The organism is Arthrobacter agilis (assembly GCF_002953615.1).
GTDB classification, from domain to species: Bacteria; Actinomycetota; Actinomycetes; order Actinomycetales; family Micrococcaceae; genus Arthrobacter_D; species Arthrobacter_D agilis_B.
In genome coordinates this window covers 1,428,559-1,430,654 of record NZ_CP024915.1, presented here as the reverse complement: position 1 = coordinate 1,430,654, position 2,096 = coordinate 1,428,559, and the positions used below count along the sequence as shown (strand labels likewise).

At 68.5% G+C, this 2,096-nt stretch carries 2 protein-coding genes; both read left to right on the top strand.

Annotated elements, in window-relative coordinates:
* A partial coding sequence (locus tag CVO76_RS06885; protein ID WP_208741411.1) for a fumarylacetoacetate hydrolase family protein occupies positions 1-614 on the top strand: 614 nt, incomplete at its 5' end.
* 119 nt (positions 615-733) lie between these two features.
* On the top strand, positions 734-2,096 hold a 1,363-nt coding region (gene gltX / locus CVO76_RS06880), incomplete at its 3' end, for a glutamate--tRNA ligase (RefSeq protein WP_208741409.1).

Below are 2,096 nucleotides of genomic sequence, written 5' to 3'. Positions count from 1 at the left end.
CAGGATCGCGAACTCGCAGCAAGGTGGTGGGAATCGGCAGGAACTATGCGGACCACATCCAGGAGATGGGCAGTGAGACGCCTGCCGCACCGCTGATGTTCCTCAAGCCCAACACGTCGGTCATCGGTCCTGGCGACCCGGTCATGCTCCCGTCCTTCTCCGACCAGATCTCGTACGAGGCGGAACTGGCCGTCGTGATCGGCAGGATCTGCAAGGACGTCCCGCTCGAGCGGGTCGACGACGTCGTCTTCGGGTACACGTGCGCCAACGACCTGACGGCGCGTGACGTGCAGAAGACGGACGACCAGTGGGCGCGGGCGAAGGGCTTCGACACGTCCTGCCCGATCGGTCCGTGGATCGAGACCGACCTCGATCCCGAAAACCTCACCGTCCGCGGATCGCTCGACGGCGAACTCCGCCAGGACGGCTCCACGAGCGACATGATCTGGGGCGCGCGGGAACTCGTCGCCTACGTTTCGCAGGCGTTCACCCTCCTTCCCGGAGACGTCATCCTGACCGGGACGCCTGCCGGCGTCGGTTTGATCACGGACGGCCAGCGGTACGACGTCGAGATCGAGGGCATCGGCCGCCTCTCCAACCCGGCCCGCCGCTGACGGTTCCGCGCCTGGCCGCTGCGCGCCTCCTGGTCCGTCGTCGGCCACTCACTGTCAGGCCCGACGACGGACCCGCGGCTCGCGCGGCGCCTGATGGTCCCACCTAGACTGGGACCATCATGACTACTGCCGCAGAGATCCCCACCGTCACCGATGCCACGTCCGTCCGCGTCCGATTCTGCCCGTCGCCGACGGGTACGCCCCACGTCGGGCTGATCCGGACCGCCCTCTTCAACTGGGCCTACGCGCGCCACACCGGTGGCAAGCTCGTCTTCCGCATCGAGGACACCGACGCCGCTCGGGACAGCGAGGAGAGCTACCAGCAGCTCCTCGAGGCCATGAGGTGGCTGGGCATCGACTGGGACGAAGGCGTGGAGGTCGGCGGACCGCATGCCCCCTATCGCCAGTCGCAGCGCGGCGAGCTGTACCAGGACGTCATCGAACGGCTCGTCGCCGCCGGGCACCTCTACGAGTCCTTCTCCACGCCGGAGGAGGTGGAGGAGCGCCACCGCGCAGCCGGCCGTGACGTCAAGCTCGGCTACGACAACCACGATCGTGACCTGACCGACGAGCAGAAGGACGCATTCCGGTCCGCCGGGCGGCCCGCCGTCCTCCGCCTGCGCATGCCGGACGAGGACATCACCTTCACCGACCTCGTCCGAGGCGACATCACGTTCCGCGCCGGCAGCGTGCCCGACTTCGCCGTCGTGCGTGCCAACGGGGCGCCGCTCTACACGCTCGTGAATCCGGTGGACGACGCGCTGATGGGCATCACGCATGTCCTGCGCGGAGAGGACCTGCTGTCCTCGACGCCGCGCCAGGTCGCGCTCTACCGTGCGCTGATCGACATCGGCGTGGCCCGCTACATGCCGCTGTTCGGACACCTGCCCTATGTCATGGGCCAGGGCAACAAGAAGCTGTCCAAGCGGGATCCCGAGTCCAACCTCTTCCTGCACCGTGAGCGCGGCTTCATCCGCGAGGGGCTGCTCAACTACCTGTCGCTGCTGGGCTGGAGCCTGTCGGCCGACGAGGACATCTTCTCCGTGGAGCAGCTCGTCGAGAAGTTCGACGTGCGCGACGTGCTCGCCAACCCCGCGCGCTTCGACCTCAAGAAGGCAGAGGCGATCAACGGGACGCACGTGCGGCTCCTCGATCCCGCCGAGTTCCGCTCCCGGCTCCTGCCCTACCTCGCCTCCGCCGGGCTGATCGCCGCTGAGCCCTCCGAGGAGGAGCTGCGCATCATCGCCGAGGCCGCCCCGCTCATCCAGGAGCGCATCACGCTCCTCGGCGAGGCTCCCGAGATGCTGGCCTTCCTGTTCAAGGCCGACGACGCCGTGGACGTCGCCGACGACGCCCGCAAGGGCCTGCCGGACAACCTCGGCGAGGTGCTCGACGTCACGCTGGAGGCCCTCGAGGGCTGCGAATCCTGGGACGCCGAAGCGCTGCAGGCCGCGCTCCGGGGTGCCCTGGTCGACACGCTCG